Annotated in this window: 10 protein-coding genes; 9 read left to right on the top strand and 1 reads right to left on the bottom strand. The window is 60.6% G+C overall.

The features are described 5' to 3' along the window. Positions 1-415 precede the first annotated feature (415 nt). The 4 genes from VOI27_RS07585 (at position 416) to VOI27_RS07570 (ending at position 4,745) form a co-directional block, all read left to right on the top strand. Complete coding sequence (locus VOI27_RS07585; protein ID WP_323764708.1) at positions 416-2,170, top strand: hypothetical protein; 1,755 nt, start codon at positions 416-418, stop codon at positions 2,168-2,170. Beyond that, on the top strand, positions 2,167-3,555 hold the full coding sequence (locus VOI27_RS07580; protein ID WP_323764707.1) for a hypothetical protein: 1,389 nt from the start codon (positions 2,167-2,169) through the stop codon (positions 3,553-3,555). The genes VOI27_RS07585 and VOI27_RS07580 overlap by 4 nt, the downstream gene beginning before the upstream one ends. A 382-nt stretch (positions 3,556-3,937) precedes the next feature. Continuing rightward, positions 3,938-4,321, top strand: coding sequence for a hypothetical protein (locus VOI27_RS07575; RefSeq protein ID WP_323764706.1), 384 nt, complete (start codon positions 3,938-3,940; stop codon positions 4,319-4,321). Continuing rightward, on the top strand, positions 4,314-4,745 hold the full coding sequence (locus VOI27_RS07570; protein WP_323764705.1) for a hypothetical protein: 432 nt from the start codon (positions 4,314-4,316) through the stop codon (positions 4,743-4,745). The genes VOI27_RS07575 and VOI27_RS07570 overlap by 8 nt, the downstream gene beginning before the upstream one ends. Here VOI27_RS07570 and VOI27_RS07565 read toward each other — a convergent pair. Beyond that, positions 4,735-5,148: an IS110 family transposase gene (locus VOI27_RS07565; protein ID WP_416374654.1), complete on the bottom strand. Its 414-nt coding sequence runs from the start codon at positions 5,146-5,148 to the stop codon at positions 4,735-4,737. The genes VOI27_RS07570 and VOI27_RS07565 overlap by 11 nt on opposite strands. Positions 5,149-5,762: 614 nt before the next feature. On the opposite strand from VOI27_RS07565, the gene VOI27_RS07560 reads away from it, so the two are divergent. Genes VOI27_RS07560 through VOI27_RS07540 form a run of 5 tightly spaced genes read left to right on the top strand, consistent with a single transcriptional unit; the run spans position 5,763 to position 16,976 of the window. Further along, on the top strand, positions 5,763-8,933 hold the full coding sequence (locus tag VOI27_RS07560; protein WP_323764704.1) for an AAA domain-containing protein: 3,171 nt from the start codon (positions 5,763-5,765) through the stop codon (positions 8,931-8,933). Next, the gene (locus VOI27_RS07555) at positions 8,905-10,878 is read left to right on the top strand and encodes a hypothetical protein (RefSeq protein WP_323764703.1); all 1,974 of its coding nucleotides are present in this window, start codon (positions 8,905-8,907) and stop codon (positions 10,876-10,878) included. Before VOI27_RS07560 ends, VOI27_RS07555 begins: the two co-directional genes overlap by 29 nt. After that, positions 10,868-13,117, top strand: a complete 2,250-nt coding sequence (locus tag VOI27_RS07550) for a chromosome segregation ATPase-like protein (protein ID WP_323764702.1) — start codon at positions 10,868-10,870, stop codon at positions 13,115-13,117. The genes VOI27_RS07555 and VOI27_RS07550 overlap by 11 nt, the downstream gene beginning before the upstream one ends. Beyond that, a complete protein-coding gene (locus tag VOI27_RS07545) occupies positions 13,117-14,622 on the top strand; it encodes a DUF2357 domain-containing protein (RefSeq protein ID WP_323764713.1) in 1,506 nt (501 codons plus the stop codon). The genes VOI27_RS07550 and VOI27_RS07545 overlap by 1 nt, the downstream gene beginning before the upstream one ends. After that, positions 14,619-16,976: a hypothetical protein gene (locus VOI27_RS07540; protein ID WP_323764701.1), complete on the top strand. Its 2,358-nt coding sequence runs from the start codon at positions 14,619-14,621 to the stop codon at positions 16,974-16,976. Before VOI27_RS07545 ends, VOI27_RS07540 begins: the two co-directional genes overlap by 4 nt. The last annotated feature ends 34 nt before the right edge of the window (positions 16,977-17,010 follow it).

The raw sequence follows: 17,010 nt of genomic DNA, 5'->3' as shown, positions 1-17,010 counted from the left end.
GTGAACCCGCTGGCCCGATACGGCTGCGCTGTGTGAGGGCTACACCGCATCGGGCCAGCTACCCGAGCGATCCAGGGGGTCATTTTTGAATGCCGATAGGGGGTCAAGATTGCCTGCCGATTGACATTTCTGAAACCACCCCTCGGGGTCCACCTCCTTTTCGCACCCGGAAAGGAGGTTTTCTTTTGTCTGTCAGCGGGGTGCAGCCTTGCCCGAAACCCCATCAGCATACCGCGAAAATGACACCTGGGCAGGACGTTGGTCGAACAACGGACAGATGACAGCTGGAGCGGACAAAATGACAAACACCCCTGAACTTTCGGATCAGGCAAGCGAAAGAGTATTTGTCATTTTCGGCTTCGGTTTCTTGCAGAACGGCCAATCTGTCATTTAGCGGACAACAAAACGAGGCCCCATGACCCTTCTCAAACCTATTGCTCCGATGACGTTCCAGCAGGTCCTGGACTGGACCATCGCTGAACACAAAACTGATTACGTTACTCCGGTGAAACGGTGTGGCCCACTCCATGCGAACCAATCTCTGTCGCAAATCCCGGCAGACCTTTCCGACTTCAAGCGCCGCTTTCCGCTCGACGGGTTCGATCCTAAACAGTTCAAGACCGAGAAGGCTTACAAGGCCTGGCGTCGCAAGGTGATCGCCGCGATCAAGGGCTGTTCGGGACAACTGATGGAAGAGCAGGCGCGCCGTGCAAGGCAGGACGAATGGTCGTCCCTTCTCATCGCTCTGGGTGAGCTGGTCGGCAAGCCCGGTGAGGGCGGTTATCCGACCCAGATGCTGATCCCGGTTCGCAAACTCGCAGATCTGGCACGGCAACATGGGAAGGACCCGAAGCAGGTCTCGCAGGACTGGCTCGGGGAACTCCGGCCGAATTTGAACGGGAACGAATGGAAATCGGTCCAGTCCGCTCTGCGGCGCCTGGACCGAATCCGAGACTTGCCATCGATCAAGCCGTTTCTGCCGGTCACTCCGTTTGGCAAACCGGTCGCCCTGCGTCTGAACATGCTTCCCGGCGTTCCGGCACATATCGCAAAGGAAATCGTCTCTTGGGTTTCCGTCGCGACCCGCGGCGAAATGGACCCTGTGGAGGGGACCTACGAAGGGGCGAACTCGGCAGACGACATCTCGTTTAAGACCGCCGCTTTGCGGAAATTTGTCAGCACCCTGTCGGAATGCACGCGGATCACCGAGCAGGACCGCTTGACGGACCTGCTTACCCCGGAAAACACCACGCTGGTGATCCGCCGCTGGACTGCGAATACGCAGGATCCGGGCCAGATCTCGGGCCGAACCGCTCATGACTACATCAAGGCCATCGGGACCGTGATGAGGCGGAACGACGTGTCGCCGGACCAGATCAAGCAGCACGTGAAGAACAACAGGTTCCTGAACGAGGGGAAGAAGCAGAACAAGGGAATGTCGCCCAAGGCGCAGAAATTCTGCGAAACCCTGCTCGGATCAAAAAGCCTGAGCCTGGCATTCCTGTCGATGCACGTTCAGCTTCGCAACAAGGCCCAGGGGGCAATCGACGAATGCACGAAAAACGGACGCGCGCTTACCCAGAGCGAACTTGAGGCAGTGCGCTCCATTGGCTCCGTTGCGGCCCTCTGTGCACTCGAAACGCGCGGGGCCCCGATCAGGATCGAGAACGCCCTGAACCTCAGGATCCGGGGAAAGGGCATCACCTTCCACCTGCCAAGCCGGATGACGGATCATGCCACAATTGATCTCCCGATGGAGCTTACCAAGAACGACAATGAGATCTGGGCGCCGATCAAGCGTGGCAACCTGAACGGTCTCGAAGTCATCGAGTGGTTCAAGAGCACGATCCACCCGCTGTATCCCGACGCCGACACGAGCCCGTTCCTGTTTCCGGGCATCGAGACGGGGGGCAGCTTGAATTACAGGACCTTCCTCAACTGGTTCAAGCGCGAGACCCGGCTCGAGGGCCTGCCAATGACCCCGCACAACTTCCGTCATGGATTGGCCTCGCTGCTTATCCAGGCCAATCCAGGCAGATGGGACCTCATCGAGCGGTTGCTGGACGACTCGGTGGGAACGGCCCGGCGCAACTATGGCTGGGTAAACAAACGCACGCAGCGCTCTGAGGTGCAGAAATACGTGCTCGATCTGACGGGGCTCGGGGCATGAAGAAACCTGACCGCCGAACTGTCGAAGACATCATGAAACACCCGCGGTGGGATCCCATGGTCGCGACGCTGTACCCCGAGCGGGTGACGGCACCGCAGATGCGGATCCTGGACAAGTTCCTTGAGTTTGTCGAAGGCCGAAAACTCGCCTCGATCTGGGACCTCACGATGTCCGATTTTCTTTCTTTTGACGAAGGCTACCAGTCAGCCAACCGCCTGCGAAACCTCAAGCAAGCGATGGAGGCGGTGTTCCCGGGGCAGCCCGCGATCCTTGTTCTGACTGATGCCATCCGTCAGAAGGAAGCCGGGGCGAGACCGCAAAAGGTGGGGGTGGCGAAGCCGCGCCCCCTCAAGCACTCGATCCCGGACCACGAGTTGCCCACCTCCTGGCAGGAAGCACTGGCGGACATGGTGGCTGGCATTGATCGACCAGGCGCCATGGCGCCTTCGCCCAAGATGATCCCGACCTACCGGATGAAGCTGCGCCAATTGGCCTGTTCGGCCAGAAAGGCCGCACTGCCCGAGGCGTTCACGATTGAGGCCGTGAAAGCCTATGCCCGCGACATGCGAAAACGTGACCTGGCGGCCGCGACGCAGCTCGCCGCCTTCTCGGCGTTGTTGAAATGCGGCCACTACGTTGATGCTGATCGCGCAGTTATGGTTCTTCTGGCGGAGCTCATCCGGGCAAGTGAAGCAAAGACCCGCAGAGCCCCTAAGCAGAAATATGGCAAGCTTCAGAAAACCGGATACTCCCCTGCCGCGATCATCGACCGCGCCACTGGGATCCTGGAAGAGTCAAAGGGGTTCAAGTGCCCGAGGTCCCGCCAGGCGCGCAGGAACTGTTCGGCAGCCTTGGCGCTGTTTTCAGTGCTGCCGGTTCGTCTGGCCGATACCCGGATCAAATTCGGAGAGAATTTGATTTGGCGTGACGGCTCCTATGAGCTGCACCTCGAGCTTTCCAAGGATGGCCAAATCTACGACGCAAAGATCGATCCACGCCTGAACCTCTTTCTGGATGCTCTGATCCTGCGTGATTGTGACCCGGTTTGGCTGGAATACATGCGCGCGAATTGCCTCGATACCGCACGACCTCTCTTCATGAGGAACGATGGCGAAGAGGTGGCTTACAATTACGTCTCCGATTGCTGGCGTCAGATCTTCGGCACCGGTGAGCATATCGCGCGGACCATCCTGCACACTTTTCTCGGAGTTGAACTGGGAGCAGCCGGCACGGACATGGCCCTTTCTGCAAACGGCCAGACGTCGCCAGAGACCGCCGCTGCGTATCAGGATGAGATGGTGAAAAAGGCTCAACGGATGCAGGGGCAAGCTTCTCTGATGGACATTGTGGACGATGCGGGAAGGGCGCTGTTCGACTTCGTATGACGGGGCCCGGAGACGTTCATTTCTGCACGTCCCTCGGTCTGAGGACGCGCAGAAAAGAACGCTCCGCATACGCCAAGAGCGAAGAATTTGAGAGAATGTAAGCCGATTGAACCAGCGGAAGCGCTGCTGCCGCGATCGCGTATTCCCTATGAAATTGCTTGGGGTGCTCAGACCTGCAAAACGGAAATATCAAATCAAATCAGTCACCTGAGGCCCGACTTACCTTCCTGCTGCCTGCCTTCGTGGAAGCAGCAGGAAGGCAAGCAGCCCTCACATACATCAACCCGAAGCGGAGACGCCTCGCCGAACGTAACCGGAAAGGAGCGGAGGTCACTCTTGTAGCCTGCGGCAATCCTGCCGAGGCATAGAATGGAGAACAGCCATGTTCGATATTCCCCAGCCAGCCACCGCGCTGCACCGCTTTGCGGAAGATCATCACGAAGCCATCCAGAACGCAGCCCTGCTGCTCGGAGGGCGGCCGTGGCTTCGTCGGGCGCAACGGTGGCTCGCCGATCTCGAGCAGCCGCAACCCGTCACTCGGCGCCTCATCGGTGAAACGGTTGCCCTGCTATCGCTTCTGGCCCTCGAGAACGTCCACGATCAGGATCGCCCAGAGGCAGGTTGCTTTGCAAGCCTCGATCCGGCGGCGCCCTATGTGGAAGAAATCTGTCTGCTCCACGATGCGCTCTCCGATGCAATCCGGAAGATGGATGCGCAAGAGCCATCGCCCTTCTCAACAGGGATGAAGGAGCAGATCGATGACTAATGACAGCAAACGGTCGAACCCCTTCACACGCGCCATCTACGAGGCCCTCCTTGCCGCTGAATCCGTGGCTCTCGCCATTTCCGAAGCCGAGACCGAATTCGGCGGTGAACTGAGCGACGACCCCCTGCAACAGGTTGAGGAATTGCGCCAAGGCGACCTGACCCCTGAAAGCTTCACGAAGGAGAAAATCAATATCCTTCGTGATCTGGCCGCGAGGCTCGACCCCAGGATCAATGAGGAAACGACCTCCTGGGTCGTTCTCGACGAATGTGACCTGTCCGGCGGATACCGTGAAACATCGACATCTCCCCAAGGGCAGGCGTTGATCATGCTCAGATCCTCGTTCCTCAATCTCGCGAAGCGGCTATCGGATGTCGTGAAGCTGCAGGAGGCTGAGCGGCTGGCCGGAACCCTTAGGGAATAGTTGTTCGGGGCCGAGGAATGTCTCTTCGGCCCCAACGCTCGCCGGCTGACGCAGACGACGTGCGGGCCTGTGTCTCGGCACTCTTGACCGCCACGAACCGCATGGTCGGACGCATGGCTGGCTCCGCGATGGCTTGAGCATCCGCGCGGTCGTTCTTCTGGCGCTCAACGAATATCTTAACGTAGGCTGCCGGGACGAGCTGGACCTCATGGCCGTGGTCTTGCGCCACGCGGACCCAGTAAAGCGATGTGGCGCAGGTTTCCACCGCCACGACGCAAGCCGAGTGCTCGGCCAGAAGCGCTGTCAGACGAGCCCGCGACAAAACCCGATCGTATGAAGCCGTCCCATCCGCTGCGACTGCGCAGACCTGCAAGTGGCCCTTCGCCAAATCGAACGCGCGCATGTAGATTGTCGTCGTCATTGCTGTGCCCTGCACTTGCTTCCGATGGGAAACATCATGTCATACGAGATGCCGCTGGTGGGGGCATCCACCGCTTCAGTTCACGGTAACGCGAAGCGTTTTCGGATCGGTGGATGCAGTTAAGGGGAAAGGGCAAGCCGCACATGCGTCCCGGCTGTGTAAAGCGCTCAAGATGATTTCGAAGGCGCACAAAGGGGCTTTACGTTTGCGAGACTGACGCAGAGCGCGCGCTGGGAGCGGTGGTGCCGCCACATCTCTCAAAAGGACATTGCTCGTTTATTGTAAGTCGAACCGTAGAGGGCGCAGGCAGTCACCCTGCGCTGCACATCAATCTCCAAATTCCAAATTTCCGGTTGTGCACCGCTGCCTAAAGAGTATCTTTCGGCTTGAAGAAAGCGTCGGAGCGCTGCCTTTAGGTATAAAGGCTCGGATGATACGCATAACTGCGCCTGGTGAAAGATGGTTCTCATTCGGCAACGATAATCCGCTGCGTGCAAAGCTGAGTGGCATTGAAACTACTATATAGGGACACTGCTCAGCGCGTTTAAAGGTTGGAGTAGGCGCGCAGGTCCGCGCCAGATTTCAGGTATTTCTTGATGTCATTGGTTCTGAATACAGTGCGCGCCTTTCCGCGAGGTCGAACCACGGAGGAATTGCTCGTCCTTGTCGGTGCAAGCTTCTCACATGACAAACGGCTGGCTGCGGTGTCCGAGCTCGATCAGCTCATGCGAGATGGTCTGGTCGAGAAGGCGCGGGATGGTCGTTGGCGCGCCAAACAGGCGGGTTTAACCAATGGGGCGCGTAGTTCGGTCGCCGTCCACGCTCAGGATATAGCGAGGCAGGCAGATATCATTCACGCCGCGCCAGCCACTTTTGACATGGAAGAGGTCGCAAGAGAGCAGCCCGAAACCGAAGTCAGCGAAGATACTGCAGCGGATCCAGCAGCGCTTCTTCGATACTGGCGCTCAGCGTTGCGGGCCGATCCACGAGGCGCCACAACCCAGGTTCTCGACAAGCATGGCATCGAATGGGCACTCATAGCCGGGCGGGGGCCGGTCAAGCCGGATGACGGCCAGAGGTTGCGGATTTCTCTCGCGCTTTCGGCGCTTGATCCGAGCTTTCAGGAAGCGCTCGTGCGTCGGGAGGGCAATGAGAACGCGCTTGCCGTTGGTTGGCCGATGGCGGTCGGCCGGCGGGGAGGCGTGCCGATCTTTCAACCTGTTGGAATGCTGTCCGCCAGCTGGATCCGCGAGGGCGAGTGCTTGGTGTTGTCGGTCGATGCAAACGACGTATTGATCAACCCGGATTGGGTCAAGAATGCTGCCCGCCTTAGCGGGTGGAAACGGGACGATCTGGCGGATCTCTTTCACGCTGGTGATGGCATCGGATTACGCGCTTCCGATTTCCTGGACAGGGTCAGGACCGCCGTGGCAAGCCAGGTCCGCGGTCGGATCATAGGCGAAGACCTTGTCTCTCAGATCGACGGCTCTGCGCAGGGCATCTACGACAGCGCCGCGATTTTCCTGCCGACGGACTCCTCGTTCACGGCGGGGGCTGCGCGTGATCTCGACTCAATCGCCAGCTGGCCACGCGAACGCATGTCCCGCTCTGCCTTGGGGGGCGTGCTTGGGATCGAGGGTTCGGCCAACTTGGACCCGGTCCCGGCGGTGGACGCAGTGCCCCTGAACCGGGAGCAACTGCGCGCTGTTCAAGGTGCGTGCGAGGCACCTTTGACGGTCGTGACTGGGCCGCCGGGCACCGGCAAGAGCCAGGCAATCGTCTCCATGGCAGCTTCTGTCCTTTCCGCCGGCGGCAGTGTTCTGGTCGCGTCAAAGAACCATCAGGCTCTGGATGCAGTTGAGGATCGACTGGGATCTCTCGCGTCTGACGTGCCGTTTTCGGTTCGCACGCTGAACCCGAATGACGAGATTGATACCAGCTTCTCGGACGCACTGAAGCAATTGATCGACAACGAGAACAGGGCAAAAACCGGTGCTGTCGACGAGCTTGCGGTGTCGGAGTTGGTCGATCTCGCCTCTCAGCGGCGACACGCGGTTGATGCGATTGATCGGATCGCCGAGCTGGAGTGCGAGATCGCTGACGTCCTGGAGCGTATCGAACTCCGTGAAGCACGGGGGCGGGTTGAAAGTTCATCAGAGGCGACTGCTGTCGTCTCGCCAGGCCTCCTTCGACGGCTAATGCAGTGGCTGCGATCAGCTCTCTCCGGGCTGAACAACGAGACGCCCACTTCACTCCAGAACGCCGAGCGACGTGGCATGAGCCTCCGCGACTTGCGCGTTTTGCTGTCCGATTTGCGTGTCTCAAAAGAAGAGCTCGGCACACCAGACGATCCCATCGAGCTTGGAGAGAGGGTTCGGGACTTGGCTGTCCGGCTGCTTCCGCGGCTCCTGTCGGTCCGCGCGCATTTGTCGGAAGACAGAAGACGCGAGCTGGCTGAGCTCTCGGACGATTGGCAGTTCATTGGCGGCAAGGGGCAGCCGCCGGCAGACCTGGCGAAGGCGTTGGTATCTTACCGACCGCTATGGCTCGCGTCGATCCTGGGAACGCCGCGACGCATTCCTCTTGATGACGGTCTGTTCGATCTGGTGATCTTCGACGAGGCGAGCCAGTGCGACATCGCCACAGCGATCCCTCTCTTTGCCCGTGCGAAACGCGCCGTCGTCGTAGGAGATGATCGCCAATTATCTTTCATCGCACAATTGGGGCAGGCTCAGGATCGCAACCTCATGCAGGCACAGGGGCTCCCTGTAGCAAAGATGGGGCGTTTTGCGCAAAGCAGGAGATCTCTGTTCGATTTCGCATCCCGCACACCTGGCGCCCAGAGGATCACCCTGCGGCATCAGTATCGATCAGCTGGTCCAATTGTCGATTACATCAGCGAAAATTTCTATGGAGGCCAACTGCAGGCGTCCTACGACCCGCGAGGACTCGTCGTCCCAAAGGGTGCCAAACCGGGCCTCGCCTGGGAGAATGTTCCTGCGCCCTTAATCGCTCAGGCAGGCAACATCAATCCGGCCGAGGTTGCGGCAATCGTGAAACACATCGGAAAACTTCTGAAAGATGAAGGCTATGAGGGCACTATCGGCGTGATCACTCCCTTCCGGGCCCAAGTCGCGGCACTGGAAGACGGGATCTGCCAAGCAATCGAGGAGCCGAAGCGAATTGCGTGTGAACTGAAGATCGGAACGGTTGACGGTTTTCAAGGTCAAGAACGTGATCTGGTGATGTTTTCTCCCTGCGTCGGGCCGCGCAGTCCACAGTCCGGCCTGACCTTCTTTCAAAGGGACACGCGCCGTCTCAACGTCGCGATCTCCCGTGCCAGAGCCATTGCGATGGTGTTCGGAGACCTGGAGTTCGCCCGTTCCAGTCAGTCCAGGCCCTTACGCCGGCTGGCCGCCATGGCGACTGAGCCCCGCAAGGGTGGCGGCGAAGGCGTGTTCGACAGCGGATGGGAGCGCAAGGTTTACCACGCCCTGAAGACGCGCGGGCTTGAACCGCAACCACAATTCGAGATTGCGGGGCGGAGATTGGATTTTGCGTTGTTCGGCGCGAACGGCGTGAAGCTCGATCTCGAGGTCGACGGGCGCAAATGGCACGAAAGCCAGGATGGACGGCGCAAGACGTCAGACCTCTGGCGGGATCATCAATTGAAGTCGCTCGGCTGGCGCGTGCGCCGCTTCTGGGTCGACGAATTGGCAAAGGACATGGAGGGATGCCTTGACCGAGTCGAACAAGACTTATCGTAAGTCGAGCCGAAACACCGCGATTGCGGCAGTGCTGGGCGTGGTGGCGATCTGCGCAAGCGGCTATCTGGTGTTTGCCGTTAACTCGCTTGATCAGAAATACGGACGCATCGCCGAAGACTTCGAGCATTACAACGGTCAGCTGCAGACGACGCGTGCCAACGTCGCCACGATGCGCGAGGATCTCACCTCGCTCTCGGACCAGAAAGCCAACCTGACGCAGGAAGTGGCCCTGGCCGAATCCAGCAGGCGCAGTGCCGCTCAACAGGAAGCTGATGCACAGGCGCGACTGGCCGCGGCTCGGGACGAGCTTGCTGATGTGCAGGCACGTCTTGCCGAGGCGCGTCAAACCATTTCCCAAGCTGACCGCCTGACCCGCAACAACGAGGACGCGGAATCGCGGAGGGTTGCACTGGAAGCCGAGGCCGTGAGTCTTCGGTCCGGAATCGAGGAGCTGCGCGCGGCGCGGAGTGAGGAGGAGGTGCGACATGCAGAGGTTTCAGATGCGGTTTCTCGTCTTGAACGTAGACGCGCCGACCTTCAAGGAGACGTGGACGCGCTGGCGCCGCAGGTAGAAGACCTGCGGGCCCAGGAGCGCCGTGTCGCGCAGCTGCAGAACGACGAGTCCCGTCTACTTGAGCGTGTTGAGCAACTGGGAAAGGACGAAAATGATGCCCGCGGGCAACTCGCCTCTTTGACCGCAAGCGAGGAGGCTGCACGGCAGCGTCTGGAGGAAGTCAACGAAAGCCTCGCCGAAGCAAGCACGCGACTTGAGGAAGCTCAGGAGGATCTGGAAACGCTGGTAGCGCGGAAGTCCGAGGTCGAGGGTGAAATCAAGGGCGCGACGATCAGGTCCGAGGAGCTGCGCAACCGCGCTCAGATCGCCGAGACCGAGCTTCAGCGGTCCCAGGCACAGCTGGAAACTGTCAGTCAGCAGCTCGAACAGGTGCAGAAGGATTTCGCGGAACGACAGAGCCAACTGAACACTCTACAGCTCCAGATCACCACGGCCGAGCGCGAGGTCGAGAATCTCGAAGCGAAACGCGCTGAGGTCAATCGGCTGCAGGCTGACACGGACCGACTTGCGGCGCGTCACTCCGAGCTTTCAACCGCACTGCCGGACATGGAAACCCGAGCTGAAGAGCTTCGGGCAAGCCTCACGACTGCGCGGAGCGATGCAGACACCGAGTTGTCCCGGGTTCATGAACTGCGCGGACGCGCGGCGAGCCTCCAAACCGATATCGAGCGTCTTGAAACTCGGCGCATCGCGCTGGGTGAAACAGTTGAGACGGCGCAGGCACAAACGAACGCGGCCAAGGAAGCATTGAGCACGCTACGCGTCGAGCAGGCCTCCGTGACCGCAGATGTAAACGAGAAAACAGAACGGCTTGCGCGACTGAGCGACACCATCGCCGCACGCCAATCAGAGCTCGCAAACCTCGAAGATCAGTGGGAAGCGGCAACGCACGGTGTTGAGAAAGCCCGGGCCCAACTGGAAGCAATTGAAGAGACGCTCCGCAGCCGCAGCACGGAGCAGGAGCAAGTCGACGCAGGTCTCACCGAGAAGAGGGAACAGCTGTCGCAACTGGACGGTGACATCTCGGTTCGAAAGCAAGAGTTTGAGCGTCTTGGGAACGAGCTGCGCAAGAACACGCAGGATCTGAACGGATTGCGATCACAGGCCCAGGACGTTGAGGCCAGGCTCCGTGTCGACCGAGCGGAGCAGGCAGCGGTCGCTGACGAGCTGGCCCAACAGACTGGCCAGCTTAATCAGCTGCGTGAGGACATTTCCGTTCATGAAGCCGAACTTAGAGCCATTGAGAATAACTTACGTGAGGCGCGTCTCCAAGTGGGCGATGCCCCTGCAGACCCTGCCGTTAGCAACGGCGAAGATGATGCGGAACCGCAGACCGGTGATGAGCGAGGAAGACTGACAAATGCTGACTGACAACACGATACTCGTTCTCGCCGTCGCCGGCGTGCTGATGTTGCTCGCGGCGATCCAGCTGTTTCTGGCTGTTCGGCACGACCGCGCCGTGGCGGCAGCCGGCCCAATCGAGGAGCTGGCTGTCTACGACAAGCGCTTGGAAGAGAAGCAGCGTTTGATGGACGATCTTGAAGACGAACTTGCCAAACGTCGTGAGGCCATGGCGGTCTCCGCCGACCTTCAGGCCGAAGTCGATGGCCTGCGACGTCAGAAAGAGGAGCTTCTGACCGAATGGGAGGGCAATCGCGAGCGCCGCGAAGAAGTTGCAGCGGTGCGCCGCGAGATCGAGGAGGTGACGATCGAGCGCCAGACACTCGAGGCCGAACTGGGGCCGCTACGGGCAGAGTATCACAAGATCAAGGAGCGGCTCGAAAAGGCCGAAGATCTCGTCGGCCGCATCGACGCCCTGAAGCGCGAGCACGGAGAGATCGCTGCCGAGGTCGAAGAGCTGCACGACACGCTGCAAAAGCTCGAGGACGCCGAGGACAAGGTTTCCCGGCTCGAGGCTCGGAGCCACGAGCTCGAAACGACGACTGCAACGCTCGAGGGTCGGATCGCCGGGCAGGAGCAGGAGCTGGGCGAAGTTCGGGCGCGGGTCGCCACGGAACGCGAGGCCTTGGCCGAGACGCAGACCGAACATGGCCGTCTGGGCGCCGAGTTGGCAGCACAAACACAAGAATTGCGTCGGCAGAAAGGCGAAATTGAAGGCTTGGAGGAGCGTCGAGGCGCGCTGGAAGCCCGGCGGAGCGACCTCGAAGCCTCTGTCAAGACGCTTGAGGATCGGGTCGACACGGCTGAACAGGAGCTCAGCGAAACCAAAGCACAGGTTGCAACAGAACTTCAAAGCCTGGCCGACGCCCAAGCCGAACATGGCCGCGTCGGAAGCGAGGTGGCTGCTCAAGCACAGGAAGTCCGCCGACTGCGGGGCGAGCTGGAAACTCTTCAGGAAAACCGCGGATCGCTCGAGGCGCGGCTCGCCTATCTGAGTGCGGAGATCGCCAGGAAGGAAGGTCACGCTCCAGACGGAGGCACCGAGACAGGTCCGCTACGCGAACTCAAGGAGACGCCGCCGGTCATTGCGCAGATGCGAAATTGGGAGAATGCACCGCGCGAGAATGAAGCGGACGCCATCAAACGTGTAGAGCGGCGTCTGCGGGCATCGGGACTGGACTATCCGGCGCGCACGCTTCGCGCCTTCCACACGGCGATGAAGGTCAACGAAACGACGCAGATGGCCGTGCTGGCCGGGATCTCGGGCACCGGCAAAAGCCAGCTTCCGCGTCAATATGCTGCCGGCATGGGCATCGGCTTCCTTCAGGTTCCGGTTCAGCCGCGCTGGGACAGCCCCCAAGACCTTATGGGCTTTTACAACTATATCGAGGGCAAGTTCCGTCCCACCGACATGGCGCGGGCGCTTTGGGCCCTGGACGAAATCCATAACACGGATAACGCGCTCGAAGACCGCATGATGATGGTTCTGCTCGACGAGATGAACCTCGCCCGGGTTGAATATTACTTCTCGGATTTCCTCAGCCGCCTGGAAAGCCGCCCGCGGCCAGACAAGGTGGGCGACGACAACCTGCGCAAAGATGCCGAAATCGAGCTCGAAATTCCCAAGATGCAGAACCCGCCGCGGATTTTCCCGGGCTACAACCTGCTCTTCGCCGGCACGATGAACGAGGACGAAAGCACACAATCCCTGTCGGACAAGGTCGTGGACCGGGCAAACATCCTCCGGTTCTCGGCTCCAAAAAAGATCAAGAACGGTCGCGCGGAAGGAACTCTGGAAGACACGATGGCGCTGTCTCGCGAAACTTGGTCCAAATGGGTGCGCCCGATCGCGGACGTCGACGGCGACGCGCAGTTGAACAAGCGTCTCGAGCAGATGGTAGACCTGATGCGCGAGTTCAAGCGTCCCTTTGGGCATCGCCTCGGCCGCGCCATCATGGCCTATGCTGCGAACTATCCCGAAATCGAAGGGGGCAGGGGGATTGACGATGCCCTTGCTGACCAGGTCGAGATGCGTCTCCTGCCTAAGCTGCGCGGCGTCGAGGTCGATATGGTCGGACCGCAGTTCTCGAAACTCATGGCCTTTGTAGAACGCGACCTGGGTGACGAAGCGCTGGCCCAAGCCATAGAAGAGTGCGTGTCGCAATCCGAAGACACCGGTCAATTCGTCTGGAGTGGAGTCACGCGTTGATGCGTTATCTAACGCGTCCCTGGTCGTCCCATGGGCTTCAGAATGGTGCGACTTTCGGACCGGAGGACTGCCTGTTTGGAGAGCGCGAGGGTGAGGGGTCGCTGGGGCAGGAGGCTGCCACGCTGCTCTCGGCCCAAGTGCGCGGGCAGCGCCGGCGTCTCGTCCTATTTCCTTATCCGAAGCGTGAGGCGGCGCTGTCGCCGGCGCGGCAGGGTTTCCCCGTTCGGCCGAGAAAGGGACATGAGCCGGCGACAGAAGCCGAAATAGAAGGCGCACGCGCGCTGCAGCACATGAATGAAGTGTTGGCGCGCATCCAGGAACTGGAAGAAGCACTTGAAGACCCGAGCAATACCTGGGGGCGCCTGCGTGAAGCCTGGCGCCGTGCCGAGGACGAGGAAGACCCGAAAATGGCCGAGATCGTGCGCCAGTCCCGGCACATGCTGCCGGTGCTGCGCGACCTCGAAAAGCGCATTCGAAGAGTGTTGCGTCGCCGCCGGGAACTGACGCCGCTCGACCGGGTGCAGGAAATGGACCGGGCTTCGATGGTCTGGCTGAGCCGGCAGCCAGGAACCTCGATTGCCGAGCGCGCGGGATCCTCGCAGCGCATTCTCGCGACGGTCCGACGTGAAAACTTCGATACGCTCGAGAACCGCGTGCTGCACGCCTATGCGAGGCTGGCCGCGGACGTCGCCCGCGAATGGCTGCGGGAGCATGATCGTGCGAAGGCCAGCACGCGCTTTGCTCAGGTCGAAGGATTTCGGAAATCCTGTAAGAGCCTTGCGCGCAGGTTGGCGGACCTCGGTGTGTCTGTGGCAGGGGCTGACGTCACGCCGAACTATGTTCTGATGCAAGACAAGAGTTATCGTGAGGTCTACGAGTGTTGGCAGCGTCTTTTGCTGCGGCAACGCACCGAGGACGACCTCTGGGCCTGGCAGGCACAAACCTGGACGGATTTCGCGGTGCTGGCGATCATTCTTGCCATCGATGAACTGGAAGAAGCCGAGTTGATCGCCCAGTCACCGATCTCCTGGAATGCCGAAGCTGAGCTCGGGCGATGGTTCGAACAGGATCGCCCGATCGCTGTGTTCTGGCTGCGCGAGACAGGACGTATCGTCGAGGTTCAGTCTCGACCGGAACTCCCCGGCACGCAGCTGAGCCTGGCACGCGCACATGTTGCGCTGCGCGTCTCCGACCCAACTCGCGACGAACTGCCAAGACGTGTGGCTGTCTGGACGCCCCATACCCTCCGACGCCTTGAGCTCGAACCCGAGGCCAACGAAGCCGCGATGCTGTTGCAGCAGCTGCAACAACTCGCCGCCAACGAGGTGCTGAGGCATGGTCTCATCATGACCCCTGCGCGCGGCAAGGCCGAAACCATCGAGGCGATCCGCGGCAAGGCCAGGGTCAGGGCCATCGCATTGGGCCCGGCCGGCGCTGATCTCGCTCAAGGTTTCGAGGCCGTGCGGGACTTCGTGCGCAGCGAAATCTACGGAGGGGCGTCATGACGAACCGGAAACTCTGCGGGTTCGACATCAACGGCTGGCGCGACTTCACAGCACGGAACTGGCGTGCGGTGCCGGGGGAAGAAGAGGAGATCGGGCCGACCACAATTGTTCCCAGTGGGCCTCTCTCATCGGTTGTCCGCAGCGGTGACGAGAAGACCGGCATCTGGATCGGCGGCCCGCAGGCCGATCTCGCTCCCCACGGTCTGGGCGGGGGCTGGGGCGAAGTGGGACGTCAGGAGCGGCGAGTCACTGTGCGCGCGTTGCTGGAGAAAAAGGAGGCCGATCTCGACCGTCTGGCCTCCGCCTTCAAGGGGTCCGCTCAAGGGGCAGCCTACAATGTCGTGTCGATTGACGAGGGGCAGAGCGGTGGCGAAGAAGCGCAGGAGCACCTACTCGCCGCCTTGGCAAAAGGCAAGTTCCGCAATACGACGCTGGTCTGGCGCCCGGTCCTCGCAGCTTTGCACGCGATCGAAGAGGGCCTGGTGGCCGAAGGGCAGCGGGTTGGCATCGTCTGTCACGGCACAGCGGGCTTGTCGGTTCAGAAACTCCTGATGCGCGCGGCGCGCGGGGTTCTGGCGCCGGAACGGAGAGAAGCTGCGCTTCAGCTGCCCTGCGCTCTTGGATACGAACACCTGGTGCGACATGCGCGAGAGGCGGCAATCGGAGAGGCAGGGTTTTCGGCCCGCACGGCCCATCGGGCCGTGGCGCGTTCCGTAGCCCGCGCGGCGCTGGGCCTTACCTGCCGCCCTGAGGTTCTGCGGATGCAGAACAGTGACTGGGATACGCTCGACCTAAGCTCCTTTGATGTTGCCGAAGTGGCGGATGGTCCCCAATCCGCTCACGATCTAAGTGACTGCGATGTCGTCCTTGTCGAAACCCTGGCCGAGGGGCGCCTCAAGGCGCGCATAGGCGCCAGCGTAAAGTCACGTAACCCAGTAATCGACTTGCCGGCCACCGCAGCGGCGTCCGGTGCGCTTATTGCTGCAGGTCGCGCGGCCCGCGGAGAACCGATCTACTTCGACTTCCTTCCGCGGCTCTCCACCATCGTCTTTGCCGCGACGGGACCCACGAACTTTGATCTTGTCCGTCCGGACGAAACTCTGGAAGCCGGCCGAACCTATCGCAGCCCGGAGCCCGCGTCGCTGGCCATTCCGGCAGGCCAGAAAGCGGTCTCGGTCTATCTGCGCAAGGAGGCCGCCGAACATCCCCGCAAGGCCACTGTGAGCCTTGGTGAGCCCTTGAAAGACCAGTCACGTGTGGCTCTGTGGGTCGAGCAGAAGCCGGCTGCCGGGCGTGCCCGGATATTCATGGAAGCGCGCGATCTGGGTCGCAACTTTACCGTGGATTGGGAGGAAGCGCAGGAGGATGCGCGCACCTGGTCGGAGATCGTCGACAGCCTGACACCACGCGCTTCTATCCCGAACCGGCTCGTCCTGCCTTGTGCCGGTCAAGCCTGGGAAGAAAGCAACCGGGCTCCCGGACTGTTCGACCTCTTGGGCCAAGAAGTCGATCTCGACAGGCCTGACTGGAATGCGCTTGCCGCGAAACTCGCGATGCGGCCCGCAGGTCGATACTGCATCTCAAGCGACGGAGACCTTCCCCCGGAGATCCGACAGGCGGATATTGAACGTCTGGACCGACTTACCGGAAAGGCGATTGAGACCAATCGCCGACGCTTGCGCAGAAACAACCCGGATGAAGCAGCGGGCAACGATGCGCTGAAGTTCCTGACATGGCAGTTCCGGCGGTGTCCGGCAGAGGTCGCCGACTGGTTGATAGACTGCATTCAGAAAGGCAGCCGAACGCATCCTTTCACCCGCCATCACGCAAGCTGGAAGCTGATCTTCCAAGGGCTGGGGCGCATCATTGGTGATGAGGCCCAGGAAGAGCGCGCGGTTGCATTGCTGTTGTCTTCCCGGATTGAAGACTGGGTGTGGGAGCGTGAATCTGCATGCATGGCATTTTTGTTGTCCCGTTCTGCAACGGCGCCATTGCTTCTTGATCGCCACAGTGTCGAGCGGTTGGTTCAACGGACGATTGCGGACTTCCGGATGAACCTCGGGACAAAATACACCAGGTTCCACTATGCGCCCTTCCTCATGGCAGGGCTGCTGCGATGGCGGTTGAAGGAGCCCGTGGCGCTGGTCGCGGGCATCGATCCTCTGGCCGCGGACCTCCTTTCGATACTGGATGAAACGGAGAAAGACCTGGAAGGTGTGGGGGATCCTGAGCCGAAGCTCGAGAGGCGGCGCGACAAATACCTGCCAATCCTGAGCGACTTGAAGTCCGAACTGGTCGGCGAGGGGGCCAACCCGGATCTGCTGCTGGATATCTACAGTGCCGGAGGAGGATAACTCATACTGGAAAGCAAATCAGAAGCTGGCGCAT

The sequence above is a fragment of the Marinovum sp. genome (genome assembly GCF_034669705.1).
Lineage (GTDB): Bacteria > Pseudomonadota > Alphaproteobacteria > Rhodobacterales > Rhodobacteraceae > Marinovum.
Note: the sequence above shows the minus strand (reverse complement) of the source record. Positions and strands in the feature narration are given on the sequence as shown.

Bases quoted from the DNA above. Each gene is read 5' to 3' on its own strand.
- VOI27_RS07565 (WP_416374654.1), bottom strand. From the start codon at position 5,148: ATGCGCGCGTTCGATTTGGCGAAGGGCCACTTGCAGGTCTGCGCAGTC.
- VOI27_RS07570 (WP_323764705.1), top strand. From the start codon at position 4,314: ATGACTAATGACAGCAAACGGTCGAACCCCTTCACACGCGCCATCTAC.
- VOI27_RS07545 (WP_323764713.1), top strand. From the start codon at position 13,117: ATGCGTTATCTAACGCGTCCCTGGTCGTCCCATGGGCTTCAGAATGGT.
- VOI27_RS07560 (WP_323764704.1), top strand. From the start codon at position 5,763: ATGTCATTGGTTCTGAATACAGTGCGCGCCTTTCCGCGAGGTCGAACC.
- VOI27_RS07540 (WP_323764701.1), top strand. From the start codon at position 14,619: ATGACGAACCGGAAACTCTGCGGGTTCGACATCAACGGCTGGCGCGAC.
- VOI27_RS07580 (WP_323764707.1), top strand. From the start codon at position 2,167: ATGAAGAAACCTGACCGCCGAACTGTCGAAGACATCATGAAACACCCG.
- VOI27_RS07575 (WP_323764706.1), top strand. From the start codon at position 3,938: ATGTTCGATATTCCCCAGCCAGCCACCGCGCTGCACCGCTTTGCGGAA.
- VOI27_RS07585 (WP_323764708.1), top strand. From the start codon at position 416: ATGACCCTTCTCAAACCTATTGCTCCGATGACGTTCCAGCAGGTCCTG.
- VOI27_RS07550 (WP_323764702.1), top strand. From the start codon at position 10,868: ATGCTGACTGACAACACGATACTCGTTCTCGCCGTCGCCGGCGTGCTG.